Origin of the sequence: Streptomyces neyagawaensis (genome assembly GCF_023516595.1) — a bacterium.
Lineage (GTDB): Bacteria > Actinomycetota > Actinomycetes > Streptomycetales > Streptomycetaceae > Streptomyces > Streptomyces neyagawaensis.
On sequence record NZ_JAMGBG010000023.1, the window covers coordinates 123,516 to 141,781 of the forward strand.

26 protein-coding genes and 1 tRNA gene are annotated in these 18,266 nt (G+C 71.6%); 4 read left to right on the top strand and 23 right to left on the bottom strand.

Annotated elements, in window-relative coordinates; translation table 11 throughout:
• Positions 1 to 2 precede the first annotated feature (2 nt).
• The 21 genes from M8J73_RS12115 to M8J73_RS12210 form a co-directional block, all read right to left on the bottom strand.
• Entirely contained in the window at positions 3 to 449 is a 447-nt protein-coding gene (locus tag M8J73_RS12115) for a hypothetical protein (RefSeq protein ID WP_055538839.1), read from the bottom strand.
• Complete coding sequence (locus tag M8J73_RS12120; protein WP_055538840.1) at positions 446 to 832, bottom strand: hypothetical protein; 387 nt, start codon at positions 830 to 832, stop codon at positions 446 to 448. The genes M8J73_RS12115 and M8J73_RS12120 overlap by 4 nt, the downstream gene beginning before the upstream one ends.
• Positions 829 to 1,035 (bottom strand): hypothetical protein, encoded by a 207-nt coding sequence (locus M8J73_RS12125; RefSeq protein WP_055538841.1) that lies wholly within the window; start codon positions 1,033 to 1,035, stop codon positions 829 to 831. Before M8J73_RS12125 ends, M8J73_RS12120 begins: the two co-directional genes overlap by 4 nt.
• Positions 1,032 to 1,157, bottom strand: coding sequence for a hypothetical protein (locus M8J73_RS44775; protein ID WP_274757636.1), 126 nt, complete (start codon positions 1,155 to 1,157; stop codon positions 1,032 to 1,034). The genes M8J73_RS12125 and M8J73_RS44775 overlap by 4 nt, the downstream gene beginning before the upstream one ends.
• Complete coding sequence (locus M8J73_RS12130) at positions 1,154 to 1,399, bottom strand: hypothetical protein (protein ID WP_055538842.1); 246 nt, start codon at positions 1,397 to 1,399, stop codon at positions 1,154 to 1,156. Before M8J73_RS12130 ends, M8J73_RS44775 begins: the two co-directional genes overlap by 4 nt.
• On the bottom strand, positions 1,396 to 1,899 hold the full coding sequence (locus M8J73_RS12135) for a PGDYG domain-containing protein (RefSeq protein ID WP_249828591.1): 504 nt from the start codon (positions 1,897 to 1,899) through the stop codon (positions 1,396 to 1,398). The genes M8J73_RS12130 and M8J73_RS12135 overlap by 4 nt, the downstream gene beginning before the upstream one ends.
• Positions 1,896 to 2,063: a hypothetical protein gene (locus tag M8J73_RS12140; protein ID WP_249828592.1), complete on the bottom strand. Its 168-nt coding sequence runs from the start codon at positions 2,061 to 2,063 to the stop codon at positions 1,896 to 1,898. The genes M8J73_RS12135 and M8J73_RS12140 overlap by 4 nt, the downstream gene beginning before the upstream one ends.
• The gene (locus M8J73_RS12145) at positions 2,060 to 2,293 is read right to left on the bottom strand and encodes a hypothetical protein (RefSeq protein WP_249828593.1); all 234 of its coding nucleotides are present in this window, start codon (positions 2,291 to 2,293) and stop codon (positions 2,060 to 2,062) included. The genes M8J73_RS12140 and M8J73_RS12145 overlap by 4 nt, the downstream gene beginning before the upstream one ends.
• Entirely contained in the window at positions 2,290 to 2,649 is a 360-nt protein-coding gene (locus M8J73_RS12150) for a hypothetical protein (RefSeq protein ID WP_055543177.1), read from the bottom strand. The genes M8J73_RS12145 and M8J73_RS12150 overlap by 4 nt, the downstream gene beginning before the upstream one ends.
• Positions 2,649 to 4,400, bottom strand: coding sequence for a hypothetical protein (locus tag M8J73_RS12155; RefSeq protein ID WP_055543178.1), 1,752 nt, complete (start codon positions 4,398 to 4,400; stop codon positions 2,649 to 2,651). The genes M8J73_RS12150 and M8J73_RS12155 overlap by 1 nt, the downstream gene beginning before the upstream one ends.
• A 56-nt stretch (positions 4,401 to 4,456) precedes the next feature.
• The gene (locus tag M8J73_RS12160; protein WP_249828594.1) at positions 4,457 to 4,948 is read right to left on the bottom strand and encodes a helix-turn-helix domain-containing protein; all 492 of its coding nucleotides are present in this window, start codon (positions 4,946 to 4,948) and stop codon (positions 4,457 to 4,459) included.
• Positions 4,945 to 5,247: a hypothetical protein gene (locus M8J73_RS12165; RefSeq protein WP_055540662.1), complete on the bottom strand. Its 303-nt coding sequence runs from the start codon at positions 5,245 to 5,247 to the stop codon at positions 4,945 to 4,947. The genes M8J73_RS12160 and M8J73_RS12165 overlap by 4 nt, the downstream gene beginning before the upstream one ends.
• Before the next feature lie 2 nt (positions 5,248 to 5,249).
• Complete coding sequence (locus tag M8J73_RS44780; protein WP_055540661.1) at positions 5,250 to 6,461, bottom strand: hypothetical protein; 1,212 nt, start codon at positions 6,459 to 6,461, stop codon at positions 5,250 to 5,252.
• 88 nt (positions 6,462 to 6,549) lie between these two features.
• Positions 6,550 to 6,807, bottom strand: a complete 258-nt coding sequence (locus M8J73_RS12175; RefSeq protein ID WP_055540660.1) for a hypothetical protein — start codon at positions 6,805 to 6,807, stop codon at positions 6,550 to 6,552.
• Entirely contained in the window at positions 6,804 to 7,370 is a 567-nt protein-coding gene (locus tag M8J73_RS12180; protein ID WP_055540659.1) for a hypothetical protein, read from the bottom strand. Before M8J73_RS12180 ends, M8J73_RS12175 begins: the two co-directional genes overlap by 4 nt.
• 214 nt (positions 7,371 to 7,584) lie before the next feature.
• Entirely contained in the window at positions 7,585 to 8,496 is a 912-nt protein-coding gene (locus M8J73_RS12185) for a hypothetical protein (RefSeq protein ID WP_055540658.1), read from the bottom strand.
• Complete coding sequence (locus M8J73_RS12190) at positions 8,493 to 9,101, bottom strand: hypothetical protein (protein ID WP_055540657.1); 609 nt, start codon at positions 9,099 to 9,101, stop codon at positions 8,493 to 8,495. Before M8J73_RS12190 ends, M8J73_RS12185 begins: the two co-directional genes overlap by 4 nt.
• Positions 9,092 to 9,439, bottom strand: coding sequence for a hypothetical protein (locus M8J73_RS12195; RefSeq protein WP_055540656.1), 348 nt, complete (start codon positions 9,437 to 9,439; stop codon positions 9,092 to 9,094). The genes M8J73_RS12190 and M8J73_RS12195 overlap by 10 nt, the downstream gene beginning before the upstream one ends.
• Complete coding sequence (locus tag M8J73_RS12200; RefSeq protein ID WP_157873225.1) at positions 9,433 to 10,038, bottom strand: hypothetical protein; 606 nt, start codon at positions 10,036 to 10,038, stop codon at positions 9,433 to 9,435. Before M8J73_RS12200 ends, M8J73_RS12195 begins: the two co-directional genes overlap by 7 nt.
• Positions 10,035 to 10,583, bottom strand: coding sequence for a hypothetical protein (locus M8J73_RS12205; protein WP_157873224.1), 549 nt, complete (start codon positions 10,581 to 10,583; stop codon positions 10,035 to 10,037). The genes M8J73_RS12200 and M8J73_RS12205 overlap by 4 nt, the downstream gene beginning before the upstream one ends.
• A gap of 85 nt (positions 10,584 to 10,668) precedes the next feature.
• A complete protein-coding gene (locus M8J73_RS12210) occupies positions 10,669 to 10,932 on the bottom strand; it encodes a hypothetical protein (protein WP_240501540.1) in 264 nt (87 codons plus the stop codon).
• Positions 10,933 to 11,487: 555 nt separating this feature from the next.
• Here M8J73_RS12210 and M8J73_RS12215 point away from each other — a divergent pair.
• Positions 11,488 to 11,910 (top strand): hypothetical protein, encoded by a 423-nt coding sequence (locus M8J73_RS12215; RefSeq protein WP_055540653.1) that lies wholly within the window; start codon positions 11,488 to 11,490, stop codon positions 11,908 to 11,910.
• 157 nt (positions 11,911 to 12,067) lie between these two features.
• On the top strand, positions 12,068 to 12,316 hold the full coding sequence (locus M8J73_RS12220) for a hypothetical protein (RefSeq protein ID WP_055540652.1): 249 nt from the start codon (positions 12,068 to 12,070) through the stop codon (positions 12,314 to 12,316).
• Between the two features lie 20 nt (positions 12,317 to 12,336).
• Here the strand turns inward: M8J73_RS12220 and M8J73_RS12225 are convergent, their stop codons facing one another.
• Both M8J73_RS12225 and M8J73_RS12230 read right to left on the bottom strand, forming a co-directional pair.
• The gene (locus M8J73_RS12225; protein WP_079055037.1) at positions 12,337 to 13,308 is read right to left on the bottom strand and encodes a tyrosine-type recombinase/integrase; all 972 of its coding nucleotides are present in this window, start codon (positions 13,306 to 13,308) and stop codon (positions 12,337 to 12,339) included.
• Positions 13,309 to 13,481: 173 nt separating this feature from the next.
• Positions 13,482 to 13,554 (bottom strand) — tRNA-Arg (locus tag M8J73_RS12230).
• A gap of 310 nt (positions 13,555 to 13,864) precedes the next feature.
• Here M8J73_RS12230 and M8J73_RS12235 point away from each other — a divergent pair.
• Both M8J73_RS12235 and M8J73_RS12240 read left to right on the top strand, forming a co-directional pair.
• A complete protein-coding gene (locus M8J73_RS12235; RefSeq protein WP_240500846.1) occupies positions 13,865 to 15,484 on the top strand; it encodes a dynamin family protein in 1,620 nt (539 codons plus the stop codon).
• Between the two features lie 947 nt (positions 15,485 to 16,431).
• Positions 16,432 to 18,063, top strand: a complete 1,632-nt coding sequence (locus tag M8J73_RS12240) for a GTPase (protein WP_420834091.1) — start codon at positions 16,432 to 16,434, stop codon at positions 18,061 to 18,063.
• The last annotated feature ends 203 nt before the right edge of the window (positions 18,064 to 18,266 follow it).

Here is an 18,266-nt window from a genome sequence, read left to right on the forward strand (position 1 = left end):
GGTCAGCCGTCCTTGTTCTTGTCGAGGTCTCGGTAGGGCTCGGTCGGTAGCGGGCGGCCGGAGGCTTTGGCCCACCAGCCGGCGCAGATGAGTTCGCCGAGCGGGATGTCCCGGGGGTGGCCGGGCGGTCGCCAGGCGCCGATGGGCTGGTGGGAGCCGAAGTAGCCGGCGGCCGCGCCGTGGTGGCACCAGAACGGCGAGTCCTCGGGCAGGCACTTGCCGCCGTCCTCCTGCTCCGGCGAGCCCTCCCGGTACGCGCAGTCGAGGCAGGCCTTGCGCATGACGCCGGGCGGGATCGGCGCCTCGACGAGTTCGTCCTTCTTCCAGCCGCCGACGTCGTTGGTGAGGCCGGCGCCTGCGCAGTGGAGGCAGCGGCCGGTGTCCGGGCCCATGTCCCCATTGCGGCAGTACGGGCACAGGTAGCGGTACACGACCAGGGCCGCGCTCATGTCGCGCCCCCCGCCCGGTGGAACGCGGCCTCGAGCACGGCGAAGGCTGCCTCCTCCTCGGGGGTGAGGGTGGTGCGCGCGGCGGCGGGGCGGGTGCAGTCGGGGCCGTGGACCTCGCCGTCGGAGTGCAGCCAGAACGAGCAGCACGGCGACGGCGGTTCGGCGGGGGCGAGGCCGTCCTTGAGTCGCTTCAGTCGCTGCTCCACGGCGCACTCGTGGCGGGCCTGGGTGTGGCAGAGGCGGGCCCTCCACGCGAAGAAGACGGCCATGTAGAGGCTGCCGAAGGCGGGCCATCCGGCGTCGATCGCAGCGGCGTAGCAGGCCGCGATGGTGAGGAGCACGGCGGCGGCCGTGCTGGCGTGTGCGTACAGGCGGGTGGTCATCGGCTGACCCGGATGATGGCGAGGGGTGTGCGTGCGGCGAGGGCCCGGTTGAGCTCGCGCAGACGCTGGAAGGCGCGGGCGTCGCGCAGTGCGAGGCGGCCGCGGGTGGTGGAGGGCAGGGAGCGCCAGCAGGTCCGGCAGAGGTACTGGCCGTGGTTGCGGCGGCCGGGGCAGCCGGGGCAGGGCAGGGTGGATGTGCTCATCGGTTCCTCCGGCGGCGGTCGCGGCGAGTCAGGTAGGTGATGGCGAGGACGGCGATCAGGAAGATCAGGGGGCAGGCGGCGCCGAGGACGTCGGCGCCGCTGATGCCGGCGAGGCGGGTCACGGCAGGTCCACCTGTTCCTGTTCGTCGAGGGGGAGTTGGCCCGGCGTGCTGGGGGTGGGCCGGTTCAGCGCGGTGCGTACGGCGGCCGCGCTCGGCGTGGCGGTTTGGGTGAGGAGCGCGCGGATCGCGGCGCGTTGGGCGGGGGCGAGCTTGCGCCAGCAGCGGCTGCCGATTCGCCGGCCCATCGCCGCCTTCGAGCGGATCGGCTTGTGGCAGTGCTGGCACTCGGCGGGGTCGCTCATGACGCGGTTGCGATGCCGACGGTGCGGCGCAGTTCGTCGTGGTCCTCGTCGTCCTCGGCGGTGCACAGCACGCGGCCGTCCTTCAGGACCGTCCAGCCCGCGTCGCGTACGCACGTGGTCGCCTGCTCGACGGAGTTGAAGTAGCAGGTGTACGACTCGTCCTCGTCGTACTCGTACTCACATGCCGCACACCTCACGGCGACCAGCTGTTCGCTGCGGAACCCGGCGGGCAGCGGGATGGCCGGCTCGTACGTCTCGGCGAAGATGTCGCCGCGGACCGGCCAGACGTCTCCGTGGGTGCCCCAGACGATCCAGTCGCCCTCGCGGGCCCGGAGCTGTCCTTCCAGGGTGCGGATCTCCAGGTAGACGGTGCCGTCGGCGGCCTCACCTCCCGCGACGAACTGCTCGGCGGTGAGCGCGTCGATGAGGCCGCGGTAGGAGTCGCTGGTGAGCTCGCGTGCCTGCACGGGGATGGGCTTCTTGCGGTAGGTACTGGTCATCGGTTCCCTCCGGGCGGGTCGGTGTGGTGCTCGGGCTGGTAGTCGTCGATGGAGATCGGGACCGTTTCGGTGCGGCGGGTGCGTCGGCGGACCGTCGGCACCTCGGCCTCGGTCTTCGCGCCCTCGAGCGGCTCGGGGGCGGGGAAGAGCTGGAGTTGCGTCATGCCACCCCTCGCTTGCGCTTGCTGAGGCGGCGGATGGCGTCACCGACGGCGAAGCAGCTCAGCGCTTCGGCCAGCTCGGTGAGGTGGGCGGCCTGCTCTTCCGGGGTGCAGGGGGTGATGTGGGCGGGGAGCGTGGGAAGGGGGCCGCCGAAGCGCCCGGAGGGGATGTCCTCGGGCGGCACGCCGTCCTGCTCCTGGCCGTGCTCGTCGGCCGTGATGGCGGTGGTCATCGGATCCCCCACAGCGGGGGCTGCACGGTCGGCCTGCGGCGCGCCGGGCGCGAGCGTGGGGCCTGCACGGCGGACGGCTTGGGGTCCTGCTGGCCGGTGCAGCTGTGCCAGTGGAGGAGAGCCGGCCACTCCAGACGCGCGTCCTCGACCTGGGGGAACTCCGCGTCGAGCTGGCGGACGACCAGGCCGCCGTGTTGGTCGGAGCGGGCGGCGTATCCGCCCATCGGGGCCGGCAGCGCGTTCAGCGGCACACGGCGCCCCTTGTAGGTGCCGGAGATGCAGATGGCCCAGCGGATGGCGGCGCCGCAGCTGGTGCATGCGGTCACCCCGCGGGTGGGGTGCGGGACGGTGGGCATCAGGATCGGGGCTCCTCTCCGCGCTTGGGGGCGGCGGCAGTTCGGGCGTCGTGGGGCGCGCGGGTACGGCCGCGCTGGGTGGTGCACGCTTGGCCGGCCTCGGCGAGGCATCCGGCCTGGGGGCAGGCGATGGACAGTGCGCCGGTCACCGCCGGGCGGCCGATCGCGGCCCGGAACGAGTCGGGCATGTAGTCGTCGGGCATAGGTGCCTCCTCGACGGGACGGCGGGAAGGGACGGGCAGTGGGGCCGGGAGCGTGCCGTGCTGGGCGTGCAGGAGTTCGCCCGCGCGGAACACGCCGTAGCGGTGCAGGGCAGCGGCCGGGCCGTGGGCGGCGGCGAATGCCAGGACCTCCGCGTCGCTGGCTGCCGTGCGCTGCCGGTACGTGGCCTTCGCGGGCAGCTGCTCGCCGTCGGTGCGGCGGGCGCGGAGCTCGGCGAGGCGGTCCTCGAGCTCGCGGGCCTGCCGCCAGTGCTCGCTGGTGACCTGCCGGTTGGTCGCACAGGTCTCGCACGCTTCGCCGGTGGGCCAGAGCCAGCCGTTCTCGCACAGCGGCTGGCCGCAGCCGCGGTCCACGACGCCGACGGCCAGGAGCCAGGCGGCGATGTCGCGGATGGGTCCGGCGTCGCGGTAGCGGGTGGCGATCCGGGCGGCCATCCGCTCAGGAGTCATCAGGGTGTGGACGGCCTGGTCGAGCTGGCGGCCGATCTCCCGGGCCACTCGCCGCAGCACGAACCGGCTGACGTCGCCGTCCTGCAGGAGGTGCCGGACCGGGGCGAGGCTCTCGTGGATACGGCGCGTCCAGCGCAACTCCGGACCGCCGTACGGGGCCTTGCCGGTGCGCTGCGGGGTGGGGTGGGTGCCGCGCGGAGCGCGAGAGGCGCCCGGCCCGAACGTGCCGCCAGCAAGATCGCTTGCGGGAGTCGCGGGCTTACTACCGGTACCTCGCCTACGGCGGGACCCACCACTCAGCGCCGTCTCATCCGGTCGGTCAGTCTGCTGGTCTTCCTCAGTCGCGAGGGACCCGTCATGATCGCCCGGACCCGATCCGTCATGAATGACCGGAGCCCCGTGCACGGCGTGCAGCGGGTGCCGGTGGGTCTCGTAGGCGTGGCGGCCGCGCTCGCCCTGGCGGCGGTGCACGGTGAGCCAGCTGGTGGCGGCGAGCTCGTCGACCAGGCGGCGGACCTGCCGCTCGCCGAGGTGCTCGCCCGCCCGGGCACCGGTGTGGTGGTAGAGCATCTCGCCGAGCTCGGCCGCGGTGACGGGGATCCGGCGGGCGGTGGAGTAGGCGAGGAGCGCGTACAGGCGCAGCAGCCGCGGGGCGAGGGCCTCCGCGGCGCGGACGGGGACACGTACCCACAGTTCGCCGGCGTCGAGGGGGCGGACGGAGCGCTCGGCGGACTGACCGCGGCCGTCCTTGTAGGTGCGGCGGCGGGTGGGGACCTCGACCAGGCCGTCGATCGTGTCGGGGCGGGAGAGTTGCCGGAGGCCCCGCTCGACGCCGCTCTTGGACATGCCGAGGTAGGTGGCGATCGTGTCGACTCGGGCCGTGCACAGCTCGGCGCGCTGTGAGAGGGCTGCGATCTTGACGTAGACGCTCAGGGCGGCATCGCCGTACTGAGCGCCTACGACCAGGCGCAGTGGGACCTTGACGGTGTGTCCGCCGTCGCGCGGGCGCGCCCCGGCGGCCGCGCTGGGCTGCTGGGGGCGGGCTGCAGCCTGGGGGGCTGCGTGCGCGGCGACGGACAACTCGGGGCTTCCTTCGTGGTGGTGGAACGGTCTGGCGAGATCGGCTGGGGCGTGGGTCAGTCGGTTTCGGTGACCGGCTCGGCGAGGCTGGCGTCGCGGACGGCGCGGACCTGCTCGAGGACCAGGGCGGGGATCGCGAGGCTCAGGCCCTCGCGGCCGGCGTCGAGGCCCTGGGTGACGCGGCGGGTGCAGAGCCAGCCGCGCTGGGTCAGCACGTGGATCTGCACCTGGACCTGGCCGGCGGTGAGGCCGGTGTCCTCGGCGAGTTGCTCAGCCGTGGGCTGGAAGCGGGGGAAGACCATGCCGGTCTTGTGGTGGGCGTAGCCGAGGAGCGTGAGTGCGACCAGGCGGGCCTCGGGGTGCATGCGGCTGTAGCGCAGGCCGTGGTGGAACATCGTCCGCATGCGCTCCTTGCGGTGCAGGCGGCCCGGAGCAATCTGGTCCGCCAGGGTTCCCGAGGTGCTGGGCCGGGCGGGGGCGGGCTGCGGGGCGGGGCGGCGGGCGAGGTCGCCGGGGTTCGGGACGCGGGGCGCGGTGGGTGCGGTCACAGGTTCAGGTCCTTCCGGTGGTCGACCGCGGCCTGGGCGGCGCGGTAGTTGGCGGGGGTGGAGCGGCGTTTGCCGGAGGCGATGGCCTGGTTGTCGTGGACGCGGGAGTCGTTGAGCGGGCTGGGCGTGGTCCAGGCGCCGGCCGGGAGGCCCGGCCCGGGCTCGATCTCCTTCAGGCCCTGCAGGGCGCGGGGCGTGTGGGAGGGGCAGCACCAGCCGGTGAGGTAGAAGCGGGTGCCGTCCACGGCCCGGCAGTGACGGCCCTCGGGTCCGATCCAGTGCCGGCACTCCGAGCTCACGACTACGCGTCCTCGTGGTCGTAGTCGGCGGCGTAGTCGTCCGGGCTCAGGCAGGTGGCCTTGCCCTCTTCGGCCCAGGCGTCCTCGGCGAAGGGGTCCGGCATGACGCGGACCGGCATGGCGACGGCCAGCTGCACGCCGATCGCCGCGTACTGGTTCTCCTCGGGGAGGTTCAGCACCGTCTCGCCGGGCAGCCCCGGCGCCGGGTGCACGTGCCGGTCGATCAGGGCCTCGTTGAAGGTGGCGAACCCGGTGCAGTGGTCGACGGCGGCCGCGCGGTCCTCGTACAGGCCGGCGATGTGGAGGTCCTCGACCTTGGCGCCGACGGTGACGACGGCGTGCAGCTGCTCGGGCAGCTTCGGGCACTCGTGCGGCGGCGTGGTGTAGTCGGCGTCCGGGCTGCACGGGGGGCGGTGGCCGCTCGGCCGGGCGCAGTCGGCCATGTCGGCCATCGGCCCGGGTGTCCCGCACGGGGCGAGAGGCACGTCGGAGCGCAGGCGGGCGAGGGCGAGTTCGGGCTCGCCGCGCTCGAGGTACTGCTCGGCCTCGCGGATGGCGGCCGCCATCGTCATAGCGGCCAGCTTGGTTCCGGCGGCCGATGCTTCGCTCTCGTGGCGGGCCGGGGCGCCGTGGACGACCTGGCCGTCCCGGATGACAGCGATGCACGCCGGGCCCGCCTCGAACCACGGCGTGTACAGCGGGTCGTCGGAGGCCTCGACGGCGAACGCGCCCACCATTCCCTCGAACGCCCTGGCGTCCTGGTCCGGGCAGGTGTGGGCGAGGAGCCGCATGTCCATCAGACCGTGGTCGCCGGCGCTGACCACGTACGTCTCACCGAACGCCTGGAGGTGCTCGGTGGCCTCGTAGTGGATGTGGACGAGGTCGCCCGGGCGGGCGGGGTACCAGGGGGCGTGGGTCAGCTGGTGGTCGGCGTGGGTGAGGGCCTCGACCATGGCGCCGATGTCGCCGCGGGCCTTGGCGTGGTCGGACTGGGCGAGCGGGGACGGCCCGGCGGCGACGGGGCGGCCGTACAGGGCGGTGAAGATGCGTTCGGCGACGGCGGCCGGGTCGCCGGTCCAGGTGTGCTCGCTCGGGGTGGCGGCGTTGGGGAACGTCTCGGTGACCTTGACGTTCAGGAAGGCGGGTGTGGCGCCGGGGATCAGCTTCTCGATCGTCTCGGTGATGATGATCAGGCGCGGGTCGTGGCGATGCACGGTGTCTCCAAGTGGTGATTGCTGGTGGCCGGTCGGGAGGGACGGGGTGTCAGGCACGTCCCTCCCGACCGGCGGATCGCGGACGGACTCATGCCGGGTCCGGGGCGGGGGACCGGCAGGGCGTGCCACAGCCGGTGCAGGTCGCGGTGCCGTCGCCCTCGTCCTCGTGCTCGGTGGCGCCCTCGCAGGTGATTTCGCACTCGGCCGTGCCTCGCTCGGGGCGGAAGGCGGCGTAGGTGGCGCCGGCCGGGTAGAGGAGGTCGCGCAGGGACCGGGCCGCTAGGGAAGCCACGCCCACACCAGCTGCCAGGCAGAGCAGCACGGTGGCGATGCCCAGGCTGCTCATGTGTCCGCCCCGGCTTCCGGCTGCAGTGCGGCCAGGGCGTCGGACCAGGCCGCGTCGTCGTCGGAGGAGGGCGGTGTGGCCGGGTCCGGTACGGCGGTGCCGAGGTAGCGGGCCTCGACGCGGGTGCCGTCGGGCACGACCTGCGTGCGGGACTCGAAGGAGCCTGCCGGGCCGTACGCGCCGTAGTTGCCGCCCGCGACGCGGATCTGGGCCCCGACCTTGCGGGCGGTGCCGAGCGACCGGTAAACGCCGACCGTGCCCCACTGGCCCGGCCGGGCCCGCAGCTCGGCGGCGATCCGATCGTGATCGCCGGGTCGGCCGTAGGAGCGCGCCGGTGGAGTGGACGTCGTCCCTGCCGGGATGTCCTTCTCCTTGCGCCGCTCCTCCTCCTTCAGGGCCTGGTCGATGGCCTCGGCGATCTGCGGGATGGTCGCCGACCAGAGGAGGTCGGAGTTGACGCCGGCCAGCATGAGCATCGGGCCGCGCATCTCGTGCCCGACGTACGGCCGGGAGGTCTGCGGGGCGCGCAGGGCGGCGGCGATGATGTCGATACGGGAGGTCATCTGGCACCGCCCCCGTGGCCGCCGGTGCGGAGGTCTGTGCGGGCGCGGTCGATTGCCGCGCACTTGCCGCAGCCCGGAGCCGTGCAGGTGTGGAAGAGGGGGATGTGGTCGCCGCCGCGGGCAGTGCCGACCAGGCCGCCGTTCCATGCCTGGCGCGCTCGACGCTGGGCCTCGCTCGTCTCGGGCAGGCGAGGACGCTGTGTGGGGCTCCGCATCAGCCTTCACCACCCTCGGACACGAGGTCGGCAACTTCGTCCCACCGGGTTGCAACGGCCCGGAGCAGGGCGCGCTCACGTTCCATTGCGTGGGTCGCCTCGTCCCACAGGTCGAGGTCACGCCACGCCCAGATCTCCTCCTCGATCAGCTGGTCCAGGAGGGTCGGCTGGAGAGCGTCAAGCTCCCAGCTGCTGCGGCCGTGAGCGCGGATGTAGCCAGAGGCGCGGGAGTCGGTCAGCTTGGCCGGGTTGGGCGGCGGCTGGTGCTCCTCGACCTGGTCCATGTTCAGCGCGATACGCCGGACCTCGACGTCGGCCTCGAACAGCTGAAGGCGCTCGCGGATGTCCCGGGTCATGTCCACCCCGGACGGGTCATGGTCACCGAGGTGGATGATCACGGGCTTCTGTCCGGCGCGCTGGTAGCGGATCATCCGCTGCGCGGCGCCCCACAGTTCCGACTGCGAGGTGTAGCCACGGCAGGAGAAGTAGTCGACGTCGTACCGCTGGCACACGCCGGTGATCACGCCGACGAGGGCGTCCTTCTCGATCCATACCTCGATGCGGTGCGGCTGGTTCGCCCATCGTTCGGTGCGGTAGCCGGAGGCTGCGGACCTGATGACCGAGTGCGGGTTGTCCCAGTGGGACAGGCCACGCAGGTTCCGGGTCCGATCGACGATGTAGTCCCAGTCGAGCAGGCCGGCCAAGCGCGCGTTGTTGATGACGTTGCCGAGGTTCTTGTACTCGGACTGCTTGTTGGGGATCAGGTCCCGGGCGACGAACTGGTAGTAGAGCTGACGCAGAGTGAGGTCGAAGCCCTGCTCCGCGTACTGTCGGCAGATCCGCTCAGCCGTCGCGATCAGCTCAAGGCTGCGCGGGCTGAACTTCTTCTCCACGTAGGCCTGACGTGTCATACGGCGACGACCAGTGCGGGCGTGAGCTGCTCGCGGTGGGTGCCGACCCAGCGGGCGGCGTCCTCGAGCGTCTCGAGACCGGCGGAGCTGTGCGTGAAGCGCAGGCTGTGGACCTGGTGGGCGCCTTCGGGGTTGAGGTCGGCGCCGGCGATCCAGCGGGGGCGGCCCTCGCTGTCCCGGTAGGAGGTGATCAGCCCGGCCAAGTTGGCGCGGGTGACCGGTCCGCGGTCGCGGGTGACGAGGTAGTCGTGCGGCTCGCCCTCGGCGGTGACCGGCTGCCCGGGCCACAGCCACACCCCGCCGACCTCGCGCGGAGGCTGGCCCCAGCCGGTGAGAGCGGTCGTGGTGCAGGCGATGCCGAGGCCCTCACCGGCGAGGGTGTAGACGGTCTGGCAGTCGTCGCACAGCAGCCGGACCTGCACACGACTGACGGTGTTCTCGTGGCCGCACAGCTCGTTGGTGCAGGAGTGGGGCTCGGCGTCCCGGAGGAGGGGGCGGACGCCGTCGTCGTGCCGCAACTCGACGGTGTTCCAGGTCGGGTTGGGGCAGCTGATGGTGTGGGTGAGGGGCTGCCACCCCAGGTAGAGGTCCTCGATCAGATGCATCGGTGGGTTCCCTTGCGGTGGCGCCCGTGGGGCGGCTCAAGGCTGGTGACGGGGACGAGGGGTTCGCCGGCACTCAGGGCGGGACGGGGCTCGGGCTGGCAGACGGGCCCGGTGTAGAGGGGCTCGCCGGTCGTGACCCGGGCGAGGACCCACTTCAGACGCGGCTGCTCGTCCTGGCCCTGCTCCTGCTCCTGCTCCTCGCCCTGGTCGGACTTGTCAGCGCGGTCGCTGCCGAGGTCCTCGTCGACGAGGTGCTTGACGAGCCACAGCAGGAGGCCGGTGCTGACGGCGGAGCCGGTGACGACGAGCCATAAGGTCACCGGGTCGCCGGTCACCACGGGTGCCCCGCGCTGCTGCGGGCGGGGACGTCGCCGACGAGAAAGCCCTGCAGACGGCGCGCGGACCGGGCGGCGGCCTGGTCGTCGAGGAGGTCGCCGACGTTCTCGCCGCGCAGGTGCACGGTGATCTCGCCGTAGTGCCCGGTGCCGGTGACCACGGGGCCGTGGCGCAGGATGGTGCTGGCGCTCACGGACATCTTGTCCAGCCACCACTGCCAGCCCAGAAGCGACAGGGGACGGACGGTCAGCGTCAGATGCGTGCGGGTGGGGACGTCGGTGGCGGTGACGTCGTGGGTGCCGCGCAGCTCGAGGGCCAGGAGCGCCGCGGGCGAGTCCTCCTCGACCTCGGGGTGGATGGCCGAGCGGCAGCCCGCGTACTCGCTGATGTGCCGGTCGACGGGGCCAGCCTGTTCGGTGAGCGCGTACGAGACGGGCTCGAGCTCGGCGACCGTGGCGTCGACCTCGGCGAGCATCGCCGCGACGGCGGGGGTGAGCTCGATGGCCAGACGCTCGAGATGCTGTCCGTTGAGCGGCAGGTCGAGGACGGCCACCGCAGTGGTGAGGCGTCCGTGAAGGGCGAGTTGGAGGTCGCGACTCACTGCTCACCGCCAGCGGCCGGGGCGGGTACGGGGGCGAAGACGATGGTGTCCGGGCTGTCGGAGGCCTGGACGACGGGGACATGCGCGACGACGCTCTCGCCGAGCGGCACCGGCAGGGCCGCTGGCTCCGCTTCCGGCGCCGGGCCGGGGGTGGCGGTCGGGTGTGTGCGGTCGGCGGCGAGCAGCTGCTCGGCGGCGACCGCCTCCTCCCGGGTGAGGAGGGTCCAGGCCCAGACCTCGACGCCGTCGACACGGAGTCGGGTCTCGGCGTAGACGGCGAGGCTGGTGTCGCTGGGGACCAACTCCCACGAGGCGCCCTGCCAGGACGCGAGTGCGCGGACGCCGGAGACGTCGCTGCCCCAGAAGATGTGGACGCTGTACTCGCCGGTGATCTCCCGCTTCATGTCGATGTCGCGGGGGAGGGTGGTGAGCTGGCCGATGATGCAGCCGGCCACGGCATGAGCCTGTGTCAGGGTCGCACCCTGCGGCTGCTGTTCGTCGACTTCGGGCGGTGCGGTGGATGTGGTGGGCTGGGTAGCCTGCACGGTGAGCCTCATTTCCACGTGGTGAGGTGCTCGTTGCGAGCGGGGTCGTGGGGACCGGCCAGGGTCCGCGCGGCCCCTCGTTTCGTCAGACCGCAGCCGCGGCCTTCTTGGCGCGGCGGGCCTGTGCGGCGGCCAGCGCCAGGCGCCTGAAGTGCGCCGACTTCAGGTGCTCGGCCACGCGAGCGATCTGCTCCTCGGACGCGTTCGGGTGCTTCTCGCGGGCCTGCTGTTCAAAGCGGCCGTTCGCCGCGGCTCGCGCCTTCGCCGTCCTGCTGGCCGGATCGAGCGTGTTCGCCCAGCTGGTGTGGGCAGCCAGGCTGGCTCGAAGCGTCCTCTCCTGGGGGTCCATGTCCCTCCCTCCTATACTCATCACCATTCGAGAATGGGGATGGATCGAGCGAAAAAAGAGCCCTCCGTCGAGCCTGGACCGCATGGGCGATGGCTTCGGCTTCCAGCTCGGAAACGGTGGGGCGTTCCTCTCTCACGAGCTTTTGAATCTTGCTGTACGAGACGCCGGTCGCGCTGGCCAGGGATCTGACCGTGTGGACTACGCCCCCCGGTAGTGGCTGCTTCATCAGGCGATGTAGCAGCTCGCCGTCGTGCACGCGGTATCTATCTGCCGACACAGACCCTCCGCCGGTGGTGCCATCCCCATTCTCGAATGAGGATGGAGTCAGCTAAGCACAGCGCTCGCGGGTTGTCTAGCACAGTGCTGCGGCGACTTCTCTGCGCCCCTTGCGCCCCTTCTGTGTACACACGAGCATCTGTTTTTGGTCTGTCTTTGCAGGCCAGGTACCCATACGCGAATCGAGATGTGGACAATGTTCGAGACGGAGTGACGGGACCCCCGCCGGATGAGCCGACACATCCGACCCCGTCATCCCTCAGACCGGGAGACCTCGACATGACCACTCGGGACACCGAGACGCTCGCTGAGCTGGTGAGTCAGTACGCCGGAAAGGGTGCAGGCCGGGAGCCGAAGCTGACCTTCGAGCAGCTCTCCGAAAGGAGCGTCGATCCCGACAGCGGGTACAAGCCGAGCGCGAATCTGCTGTGGCGTATCGCATCGGGGCACCTCATCAAGGTGAACCCGCCGCTGGTAGCAGCCATCGCCGCCGGATGCGGCGTAGATGTGAGGCGTGTCCGGGCGGCGGCGGCAAGGCAGTTCCTCGGGTGGGATGCGGCGAGCCTCCCGGATGCAGACCTGGACGAGGAGCAGGACGAGGTCGTTCAGGTTGCGCGATCAGCGGGCGTTACGCCCGAAGAGATGCCTGCCGTACGGCAGTTCTTCGACAATCTTCGACGCCAGCGCGATACCGGGGAGTAGGTCACGAACTTACGTTCTTCACTTACGGAACGTTTCAGTGTCACCCCATTGGGTGACGCGATAAGTGCGACACCTCGGCGTAGAGTGATCGAACCTCGCGCGGTTCGAACGCGTGTGCAATTCATGCTGCCTGCACACACGCGGGAATGGGGGTCGGATGGCAGATTCACCCGAGGTGTACGAGGTCTATGTCCATGCGGCCGATCTGAAAGGGGAAACCCCCGTCGCGGCCAGGGACACCCTCGAGAGATATGAGCTGGCCATCGACTTCTCCTGGCCGCCGGAAGCGATCACCGCAAGCCTGCAAGCCATCTTCCAGGACGCGGTCGACAGTCAGCGCTGGTCACGCAACGACACCCGGGAGCAGGCTGAGGCTGACCCCCAAACGGAGGACAGCCTTACCTGATGACACGAGCCACCCGGCGACTACAACCGGTCGCCGGGACTCAGTCTCTTGTGGGCCTGGCGAGCCCGCTCGGCGCCCGCCGAGGCACCGTAACGGGCGACCATGGAGCGCGACCTCCACCCCGCGATCCGCATCAGGTCGGTCTCACCTCCGTCCTCTGCCATCCACTGATGCGCGAACGTGTGCCGGAACTGATGCGGGTGGATGTGCGGGATGCCGGCCTCCTTGCATCGGTTCTCGACCATCGTGCCGACGCCCCAGATCGTCAGCCGTGAGCCCCGCTTGACGCTCCACCACAAGGCGTCGTCGTTCTCCAGCTTCCGGCCCCGGTGCTTCGCGTACGCCCGCAAGTAGCGGTCCAGTGCCTGAGTCGTCTTCCTGCCGAACGGGATGGACCGGTGACGGCCGCCCTTGCCGAGCACGCGCAGCACCATCTGGTCCAGGTCCAGGTCGCCCACCGTGCGCTCGGTCAGCTCGGACAGTCTCGGGCCGGCGTCGAGGAACAACATGACGATCGCCGTGTCCCGGCGCGACTTGTAGTCCTTCCCCTCGCACGCCTTCAGCAACTTCCTGAGGGAGTCCTCCGGGATGATTGGCACCTCCACCTCCGGAACCTCCGGCGGCTTCATCGTGCGCATGGGGGAGCGGTCCATCTCCTCCTCGTCCACGCACCAGTTGAAGAAGCGCCGCAATGATCGGTAGTGCTGGTGCGCATTGCCCGGACTGGTCCGCTCCCGCAGGGCGATGATGTACGCCTCGACGTGCTCGCGGTGCAGGCCCTCGTCGCCCTCCAGCTCGGCCGGTGCCGGCCGCGGATGATCTGCTGTGGGCTCGTACTCCCGGAGGAATCCGGCTAGGCCCTCGGCGGCGGTGCGGTAGATCCGCACGGTGTTCTCGCTGAGTCCCTGCGCTTTGAGGGACCGGAGCCAGGACGCGGCCAGAGGGGCGATGTCGTAGCGAGGCTGGTTGGCCAAAGCCGTGCCCTCTCTCATCTCTGTTCGGGTATGCGAATAACCGGAGCCCCGGGGTGGGCGGTGGGGGCCTCCGGGGGATGGGTACGACGTTACGCCGATTCGCCGGACAGGCAAGGCGCTTGGCTAAATACCGCTGTGCGCAGCGCACATGAAAAGGACCTCACCTGAAAGGCGAGGTCAGAGGGTGTGGGCGCCCCCGGCAGGACTCGAACCTGCGGCCAAGCGCTTAGAAGGCGCCTGCTCTATCCACTGAGCTACGGGGGCCGGGTGTGGTGGCCTCTGTCGTGGTGCCCGGGTGTGGGCTGATCCGTGACGTTGCCGGGGACAAGGATAGAGCTCCCGAGTCCTTGCCCCTGTTGCTTCGCCTCCGTGGCTCAATGTGGAGGTTCGGTGAAGCGGTCCTGATAATCGCAGGCAGGTACGAATCGTGCACCTCTTTTGGCGCCTCGCGCCTCGGGTGTTGTGCACTCGTTATGCCTGCGCCCCTCTCGTCCCCTCCATCCCGTGTGTCCTGTCGGCGCGCAGACGTACTTATATGCTTCAGAAAGTCCACAAAATTGGGCATTCTTCGCATGTGGTGACCTTGGACGTACGGCCTCAGCTGCTCGACGCGCTCTCCACCTTGCGCGACCGTGTCGCCGCCGCGCGCTTTCCGCTGCCCCTGGCAGGGGCCCCGCGCGCGCGTGCCAACCGCGACGAACTGCTCGCGCAACTCGACGATTACTTGGTGCCCCGCCTGCGGCAACCCGAAGCGCCATTGCTCGCCGTTGTCGGGGGCTCGACCGGGGCCGGCAAGTCCACCCTCGTCAACTCCCTGGTCGGACGGAAGGTCAGCCAGGCCGGTGTCCTGCGGCCGACCACCCGGACGCCCGTCCTGGTGTGTCATCCCGAGGACCACCACTGGTTCAGCGGCATGCGCGTACTGCCCAACCTCACGCGCGCGTGGCTGCCCCAGCAGGAACTGGGCCAGGACCTGGGTGACGACTCATTCCCCCCTGACCGGGACGGCGAGCGCGTCCTGCGCATCGAGACCGCCGAGAACCTCCCGCGCGGTCTCGCCCTGCTGGACGCCCCGGACATCGACTCGTTGGTGGCCGAGAACCGCGTACTCGCCGCGGAACTGATCTGCGCCGCGGACATCTGGGTGATGGTGACCACGGCCGCGCGGTACGCCGACGCCGTGCCGTGGCATCTGCTGCGCACCGCCAAGGAGCACCGGGCCACCCTCGTCACGGTGCTCGACCGGGTTCCCCACCAGGTCGTGTCCGAGGTCTCCCGCCAGTACGCGGCCCTGCTGACCAAGGCGGGGCTCGGCGACGTACCCCGGTTCACCGTCCCGGAGCTCCCCGAGTCCGCCTGGGGCGGCGGGCTGCTGCCGGCCACCGCCGTCGCACCGCTGCTGACCTGGCTCACCCAGCAGGCGACCGACCCCGCCGCGCGGCAGCAGGCCATGGCCCGCACCGCGCACGGCGTACTCGACTCGCTGCGGACCCGGATGCCCGAGCTGGCCAGCGCCGCCGCGCAGCAGTACTCCGCCGCGCTCCGGCTCACCTCGGCCGTCGACATGGCGTACGACGGCGAGCACGCGCGCGTGAAGGGGCGGTTGCAGGCCGGGGCCGTGCTCGCGGGCGACGCCCTGAAGCGGTGGCGCAGCTATCCGCTCGACTGCACCGCCGGTGAACTGCTCGACGCGCTCGTGGAGAGCCTCGGCACGCTGCTGATGTGCGCCGTCACCGCCGCCGACGAGCGCATCCGCGAGGCGTGGCGGCGCGAACCGGCGGCCGTGGCCGCCGGGTTGATGGACCGTCTGTCGACCTCCGGGAACACCGAGCACCGCATCGGGATGACCGTACGGCGCTGGCGGCGCGTCCTGGAGGAGTACGCCGAGGAGGAGGTGCGCGGCCTCGACCGGGGCGTCGCGCCCGACCCCGAGGCCGTCGCCGCCCTCGTCGCCACGGCCCTGCTGGGCGGCCGGCGCGCCAGGGCGGCCGGTGAGGGGCTCGCCGAGCGGATCGGGGCGCACGGCGCGCTCCGGCTGCGGGACCGCGGCGGGCGGCTGCTCACCGAGTACCTCGAACGGGCACTCGACACCGAGCGCGACCGCCGTCTCGCACCGCTCGACGCCCTCGATGTCCACCCCGAGCCGCAGGCCGAACTGATTGCCGCGCTGTCCGTACTGCAGAAGGAGAGGTGACCGCCGTGACCGCCGTCACTGACCACGCGGACCACACCGGGGACGGCGTCCCCGGCAAGGCCGACGATCTGAAGAGTGGCCGCCCTGGGGATGGCGTTCTCGAGCGGGAGCGACCCAGGGGCGAGAACCAGACTGGGGTCGAGGGGCGCTCGTTCGGTTCAGGGAGCGACGGTTCGGGGGAGCCGGGTGAGCTTGGTGAGCCGGCTGAGGCGGAGGCTGTTGAGTCTGGAGAGGCTGCGGAGTCCTCTGGGGCTTGCGAGTCAAGTGCTGATGAAGGGGCGATCGAGGCTCAAGCTGTTGACGCGGCTGACGGCACTGCTGAGGACGGTGATGTCGCGGACGACTCGGAGGGTTCGGAGAGCCCGGAGAACCTGGACGGCCGCGAGGGGCGGAAGGATCAGAACGAACAGGGCGGTCAGGCTCCGGAGAAGCCCGCCAAGCGGGAGCGGCTCGGGACCTGGTGGAGTCGGGTGGCTCGGGAGGACCGAGGGAGCCGGGAGAGCAGGCGGGGCAAGGCGGAGGACAAGCAACCCCCGGACGGTACGACTAGCCGGGAAGAGCGCGAAAAGGGTGCCCACGTGCGCGTGAAGGGTGATGACGTGCCCGACAGGGCCGACTCGCGGCGCGTTGCCTCCGCCGAGTCAGCTGCCCGTACGGATCGCGTCGGCCGTACGGATCACCCTGGTCGTACGGATCGCCCTGGCCGTACGGATCGCCCCGGTTGGAGGGGGCGCCTCGGCCGCACCGATCCCGGGCGTACCGATCCCGACCGTACGGACCGCGTCAGCCGTAGTGACCCCGGCCGTTCGGAAGCCGCTCGTGGTGCGGAGTCCGCTGGTCGTGGGGAGTCCGCTGGTCGTGGGGAGGCCGAGGAGTCCTGGGACGACGGGCTCATCGCGCGGCGGGTGTCCGAGACGAGCGGTTCCGAGGAGGCCGCACGGGTGTCGATGGTGGAGACGAGGCCCGCCGATTCGCAGTCGGTCAGCCCGTTGGCGTACGACACCGCCCTGCGGTCCCGGCTGGAGGCGTTGCGGGAGCTGGTCGGGCTGTCACGGACACGGCTGGACAGCCGGACGCTCGCCGAGGCGGGGCGGGTGCTGGACGAGGCGGCGGCGCGACGCAAGCTCTCGGGGCAGCACACGGTCGTCGCCATCGCGGGCGCCACCGGCAGCGGCAAGTCGACGCTGTTCAACGCGCTCGCCGGCGTGGCGATCTCGGAGACGGGCGTCCGTAGGCCCACCACGGCGGCGCCCATCGCGTGCAGCTGGAGCGACGGCGCCGCCACCCTGATCGACCGGCTCGGCATTCCGGGACGGCTGCGGCGGCGGCCGTTGCAGAGCGCGGAGGCGGAGGCGCAGTTGGCCGGTCTCGTCCTGGTGGACCTGCCCGACCACGACTCGGCGGCGGTGCAGCACCGGCAGCAGGTGGACCGGATCCTGGGACTCGTCGACGCGATCATCTGGGTCGTCGACCCGGAGAAGTACGCCGACGCCGTGCTCCACGAGCGGTATCTGCGGCCTCTCGCGGGCCATGCCGAGGTCATGTTCGTGGTGCTCAACCAGGTGGACCGGCTGCCCGGAGAGGCCGCCCACCAGGTGCTCGACGATCTGCGGCGGCTGCTCGACGAGGACGGGATCGCGCTCGGGGAGCACGGCGAACCGGGCGCGGCCGTGCTCGCCCTGTCCGCGCTCACCGGGGACGGGGTGGCGGAGCTGAGGGAGGCGCTCGGGCAGTTCGTGGCCGAGCGGGGAGCGCCGGGCCGCCGGGTGCAAGCCGATCTGGACGCGGCCGCCTCACGGTTGTGGCCGGTGTACGCCACCGGGCGGCGCACGGGGCTCAGTGAGCGGGCGCGGAACGAATTCGCCGCGCGGCTCGCCGACGCGGTGGGCGCCACCGCTGCGGGCGAGGCCGCCGAACGGGCCTGGCTGCGCAACGCCAACCGCGCGTGCGGCACGCCCTGGCTCCGGCTGTGGCGCTGGTACGAGGGGCGGAGCGACCTCCCGACCGGACGGCATTCCCTGAGGATGCCCGTGGACGAGGAGCCCACCGCGCGGCAGCGCGTCGAACAGGCCGTACGGGTCCTGTCCGACCGTGCCGCGGCGGGGCTGCCCGCGCCGTGGGCGCAGGCGGTGCGCGAGGCGGCGGCGCGCGGGGCGCTGGGGCTGCCCGAGGCGCTGGACGAGCTGGCGGCGCGGGTCGGGGCGCCCACCGGGCGGCCCCCGCGGCCGGGCTGGTGGCCTGCCGCGGTGCTGGTCCAGGCGTCCATGACGGTGCTGCAGGTCCTCGGCGGGCTGTGGCTGCTGGGGCAGATCATCGGTGTCATGTCCCCGAATCTGGGGGTGCCTGTGCTGTTGATGGTGATCGGCATCGTCGGTGGTCCGGTCGTGGAGTGGGGATGCAGGCTGGCGGCGCGGGGGCCGGCCCGGCGCTACGGCCTCGAAGCCGAGCGGCGGCTCTGGGAGGCGGCCGCCGGGTGCGGCCGGGCGCGAGTGCTGGACCCGGTGGCCGCCGAGTTGCTGCGCTACCGGGAGGTGCGGGAGCAGTACGGCCGGGTGCTGGGGGCGGCACAGGTGGGGTGAGTGCCCAGGTGGGGTGAGTCCTCGCCGACCTCTGCCTCGTTCACCCGGTCGGGTCGTATGCCTGGTCCACCGCGTGGGCCGAGTGGGCCGACCCCTTTCACCCGCTTGGGTGGCGGAGTTCTCCACAACTCGCGGGTAGTACACAGCGCTCAGCGGGCTCGTCCCCGCGACGGCAGTCTGGATTCGCGGCGATCGCAGCGCCA

What these genes read in the sequence shown, in the direction of transcription:
- M8J73_RS12120 (WP_055538840.1), bottom strand. Translation starts at nt 832, where the DNA reads ATGACCACCCGCCTGTACGCACACGCCAGCACGGCCGCCGCCGTGCTC.
- M8J73_RS12175 (WP_055540660.1), bottom strand. Translation starts at nt 6,807, where the DNA reads ATGAGCAGCCTGGGCATCGCCACCGTGCTGCTCTGCCTGGCAGCTGGT.
- M8J73_RS12215 (WP_055540653.1), top strand. Translation starts at nt 11,488, where the DNA reads ATGACCACTCGGGACACCGAGACGCTCGCTGAGCTGGTGAGTCAGTAC.
- M8J73_RS12125 (WP_055538841.1), bottom strand. Translation starts at nt 1,035, where the DNA reads ATGAGCACATCCACCCTGCCCTGCCCCGGCTGCCCCGGCCGCCGCAAC.
- M8J73_RS12210 (WP_240501540.1), bottom strand. Translation starts at nt 10,932, where the DNA reads ATGGACCCCCAGGAGAGGACGCTTCGAGCCAGCCTGGCTGCCCACACC.
- M8J73_RS12145 (WP_249828593.1), bottom strand. Translation starts at nt 2,293, where the DNA reads ATGACCACCGCCATCACGGCCGACGAGCACGGCCAGGAGCAGGACGGC.
- M8J73_RS12150 (WP_055543177.1), bottom strand. Translation starts at nt 2,649, where the DNA reads ATGCCCACCGTCCCGCACCCCACCCGCGGGGTGACCGCATGCACCAGC.
- M8J73_RS12135 (WP_249828591.1), bottom strand. Translation starts at nt 1,899, where the DNA reads ATGACCAGTACCTACCGCAAGAAGCCCATCCCCGTGCAGGCACGCGAG.
- M8J73_RS12220 (WP_055540652.1), top strand. Translation starts at nt 12,068, where the DNA reads ATGGCAGATTCACCCGAGGTGTACGAGGTCTATGTCCATGCGGCCGAT.
- M8J73_RS12180 (WP_055540659.1), bottom strand. Translation starts at nt 7,370, where the DNA reads ATGACCTCCCGTATCGACATCATCGCCGCCGCCCTGCGCGCCCCGCAG.
- M8J73_RS12140 (WP_249828592.1), bottom strand. Translation starts at nt 2,063, where the DNA reads ATGACGCAACTCCAGCTCTTCCCCGCCCCCGAGCCGCTCGAGGGCGCG.
- M8J73_RS12190 (WP_055540657.1), bottom strand. Translation starts at nt 9,101, where the DNA reads ATGCATCTGATCGAGGACCTCTACCTGGGGTGGCAGCCCCTCACCCAC.
- M8J73_RS12225 (WP_079055037.1), bottom strand. Translation starts at nt 13,308, where the DNA reads ATGAGAGAGGGCACGGCTTTGGCCAACCAGCCTCGCTACGACATCGCC.
- M8J73_RS12240 (WP_420834091.1), top strand. Translation starts at nt 16,432, where the DNA reads ATGGTGGAGACGAGGCCCGCCGATTCGCAGTCGGTCAGCCCGTTGGCG.
- M8J73_RS12185 (WP_055540658.1), bottom strand. Translation starts at nt 8,496, where the DNA reads ATGACACGTCAGGCCTACGTGGAGAAGAAGTTCAGCCCGCGCAGCCTT.
- M8J73_RS12130 (WP_055538842.1), bottom strand. Translation starts at nt 1,399, where the DNA reads ATGAGCGACCCCGCCGAGTGCCAGCACTGCCACAAGCCGATCCGCTCG.
- M8J73_RS12115 (WP_055538839.1), bottom strand. Translation starts at nt 449, where the DNA reads ATGAGCGCGGCCCTGGTCGTGTACCGCTACCTGTGCCCGTACTGCCGC.